Origin of the sequence: uncultured Formosa sp. (assembly GCF_947500765.1) — a bacterium.
Taxonomy (GTDB): domain Bacteria; phylum Bacteroidota; class Bacteroidia; order Flavobacteriales; family Flavobacteriaceae; genus Formosa.
This window is the reverse complement of the sequence record NZ_CANMTH010000030.1, coordinates 1-3,222: the sequence shown is the minus strand read 5'-3', so window position 1 is coordinate 3,222 and position 3,222 is coordinate 1. Positions and strand designations below refer to the sequence as shown.

The 3,222-nt window shown below is 28.2% G+C and carries 4 protein-coding genes; all 4 read right to left on the bottom strand.

Annotated features, from left to right (window positions below; all coding sequences use genetic code 11):
• Window positions 1-221: 221 nt before the first annotated feature.
• Window positions 222-749 carry an SLATT domain-containing protein gene (locus tag Q1B05_RS18400; RefSeq protein WP_299782896.1) on the bottom strand — a complete coding sequence of 176 codons (528 nt, stop codon included), beginning with the start codon at window positions 747-749 and terminating at the stop codon, window positions 222-224.
• A 1-nt stretch (window position 750) separates the two neighbouring features.
• Complete coding sequence (locus Q1B05_RS18395) at window positions 751-1,659, bottom strand: hypothetical protein (protein ID WP_299782894.1); 909 nt, start codon at window positions 1,657-1,659, stop codon at window positions 751-753.
• A 162-nt stretch (window positions 1,660-1,821) separates the two neighbouring features.
• A complete protein-coding gene (locus tag Q1B05_RS18390) occupies window positions 1,822-2,370 on the bottom strand; it encodes an STM3941 family protein (RefSeq protein WP_299782892.1) in 549 nt (182 codons plus the stop codon).
• 176 nt (window positions 2,371-2,546) lie between these two features.
• Window positions 2,547-3,131 (bottom strand): hypothetical protein, encoded by a 585-nt coding sequence (locus tag Q1B05_RS18385; protein WP_299782890.1) that lies wholly within the window; start codon window positions 3,129-3,131, stop codon window positions 2,547-2,549.
• Window positions 3,132-3,222 lie beyond the last annotated feature (91 nt).

Genomic DNA, 3,222 nt, shown 5'->3' with positions numbered 1-3,222 from the left:
CGCTGTAACGTCTAATTACTTTGTCATTTTTGTACATAATGTTTAAAATTATGTAGCCTTTATTCAGGACAACTCAGTATTGTGTACAACGTGTTTGTATATGGTTTGTTGCGTGGTTAAGCAACTAAGTTAACAAATAAAAACCGAATAGAAAATCCGATAGGATTTTCGTAAGTAGGCTAGAACTAGCAATAAATTATATACGGTGTTAGCTGTAGTTTTTATTTTATATCTTCCAAAAAGCTTAATTCCTTTGGGTATTTTTTTAGTGATTTCACTTTATTTTTTCCATCTATAAAATATCTTTCCATAACATATACTGTATTCATAGAATCCCAAGTTTTTTTTATTTTTAATATCTCTCTATCAATATTTAATTCAGATTCTTCTTTCGTTAAAGTTATTTCAATTGTATGTCTAATTTTTTCATATTCAAGACCAAGTTTTCTATGAATATCAGATTTTTCATTAGGCTTTAAAAAAGTTTGTAAACCTGTAAATAACGCAACAACAAATAAAAGAAAAGGTAAGAAGTATTCTTTGTTTAGAAAGAACAGATAAGTATTAAACCATTCATTTTCTATTGAAGGAAATTTATAAGAAAAAGCGACCATTGTTGATAAAACGAAAGCTGAAATTCCTATTCTTTTTTCAATCTTTCTATAATATTCAGATTGATAACAATGAGCATATTCTAATTGGTGAACCTTTCTCATCCAATCTAAAAGCATAGTTTTTTTCTTTTCCATTTTATGAAAGTTGTTGGTCGATTTTATTTAATAGTTCTGTTGGGTCGATAATCATTTTTCGATTTATAATAGATTCTGAAATATGCTTAGGTCCAATTACAATTGATTTATCCAATCCATTTTTTCCTGTGAAAGAAAAAAAAGTGGCAGAAGTCAAAGGTGAATTTGTATGACCTGACTTATGCAATTTTCCAGCTTCTATTTTATAGTTTCCGTTCTCGAAATGTATTTCTTTGGATGTTTGGTAAAGCTCTATATCTATTTTTTCATTTACAGCCTTAGAAGTGTGTTGATTTACTTCGTTTAATGAATCGTTATAAACTACTTTAAAAAACGAATGATTAGAATTGTCTGAATTAATATTATAGTCAAATCTATTATTGATTATTTTCCCTGTTATTACCCAACTTTCTGCATAGAATGTATGTGTATGAACTGAAAAGTTTTCACATTTTTCTAAATCAATATATTGATTTAATGAATCATCCCAAATGTGTAATCTAAGAAAATCAAAACTTTCTAAAGATTTATCAAACTTATATAATGGAATAGATAAAAAACCTTGTGAACCAATTGATGAAATAGTATAATTGTTTGGAATAATTTTAATTGACTTTGAAATTAGTTCCCAGACGTACTTTATATTTAATTTTTGCTTGTTTTCTCTACAGTAAATTATTTCTCTAACACCAATTAATCTATAAATCAAAGATTCTGTATATATATCATTTTCTTTTTTAATGATACTTTTAAGTTTCTCTATTGAGATTGTTTTTGAATCAGTAAATATTAGTTTACCAATATCATTCTTAGGTTTTATAACAGATTTAAATTCTTCAGCATAACCTTTTAGTAGAGGTTCGTAATAAGTCCTAAATTCAGAATCGCTAATATTTTTGTTTTGATTCATTAATTGGTTGATTTTGAGTTTCGTGGTAAATTACAGCTAACGTGATTGTGTATGATTAGTTGCGTGATTTAAGGAACTAAGTTAGCAAATAAATCACAGATAGAATATTCCGCAGGAATGTTCGTAAGTAGGCTTAAAACAAGCAATTAATTATACACGGTGTTACCCAACGTTTTTATTTCGTTCAAATTCAGTTTGTATTAATTGTTCCAGTTTTCCAAAATCATATTTTAGAGTATTGGATGTAATCGAAAGTGGTGTTCCGTACATTTTCATATTCGAACGCATAAGTTTGGCTTTCATTCCGCTTTTTGCTTTTTCGATATATTTTTCAGGATTCGTTACGTTAATCAGCAGAAATTTTGTCGACATTACTTGCTTTGTGATGATATCAGTTATATCATTCCATTCAATTAGTCCGACACTCGATGCGTTTGAGTTGTCAGTTATTCCGTTTGAGTCAATTGTTAGTCCAACTTTTTTATCAAACAGTTTTTTAAATCCGAAAATCCCTGTCGCACCAAAAAACAAAATACTTAAAATCCCAACTCCTTTTGCTACCATTGGATTTCTCAATATTCTAAATGAATGTTCTTGAAAACTCTCCGCATTTGTAAACAGCCAAACTCCCAATATTACAAATAATATAGAACCTCCAATTCCTAAAAGTAATTTGTTTTTGCTTAATGGTATTTCAATTTTTTCTTGCATTTAATTCAGTTTTTGGTTTGAGTGGTTAATGTTGGGTAACGTTGTTGTATATGGAAAGTTGCGTGTTTGTGTGCGAGGATTTTCCGAAGGAAAATCGGAAGCTAGCAAACAAAGCAACTCACATTGGTTTAGGGTAAAACTAGCAATTTTTTATATACGGTGTTGTGCATAGTTTTTTATTTTTTATTCTGAATCTCAAATGTCTTTAACGATTGAATTAAAATCGACATGTTTTTCTTTAAATCCGTGGTTTGTGAAGCAGATGCCGTTAAATTATAAAAGACTCCTTCAATTCCACTATCTAAAATAAAACTGATTATTTCAGATTCTCCATATCTGCCTGTGTCCGATTTCGTATGAAAGAAATAGGATTTTTTATTTAGGATTTCGGTATAACCAGATTCAATTAGTTTTCCATTCTGCGGATTATTTTCCATTAAATTTAGGAAATATTCAAATTCAGCTTTTAGGTCTTTGTTTTCTTCCAAACTTTTAAGTTTTTGAATAGAAATTATATCAACAAAACCATCTTTGTCTAATTCAGAAACTGCATCTATCCCTAAAATGATACTTTCGGTTTCATATGTTTCGACTTTCCATTCCCAATTTTTTGGAATAAAAATTGAAAAGTCATTATTAGGATATTTTATTTTTTGTTTCGCAAATTTTACAGGATAATTTGAATATTTTTCCAATGTAATTTGCTTATTTGAACAAGAAATAATTAAAATAAAAATTATAAATTTTCCTATGAATTTCATTTTCTCAAATTATGCACAACGTGTTTCTTTAGTTTGTATTAAATAACTTTAGCTAGAAAAAGAGGAGAACTATAACGTGTTTAAGAATTGT

What these genes read in the sequence shown, in the direction of transcription:
- Q1B05_RS18395 (WP_299782894.1), bottom strand. Translation starts at nt 1,659, where the DNA reads ATGAATCAAAACAAAAATATTAGCGATTCTGAATTTAGGACTTATTAC.
- Q1B05_RS18400 (WP_299782896.1), bottom strand. Translation starts at nt 749, where the DNA reads ATGGAAAAGAAAAAAACTATGCTTTTAGATTGGATGAGAAAGGTTCAC.
- Q1B05_RS18385 (WP_299782890.1), bottom strand. Translation starts at nt 3,131, where the DNA reads ATGAAATTCATAGGAAAATTTATAATTTTTATTTTAATTATTTCTTGT.
- Q1B05_RS18390 (WP_299782892.1), bottom strand. Translation starts at nt 2,370, where the DNA reads ATGCAAGAAAAAATTGAAATACCATTAAGCAAAAACAAATTACTTTTA.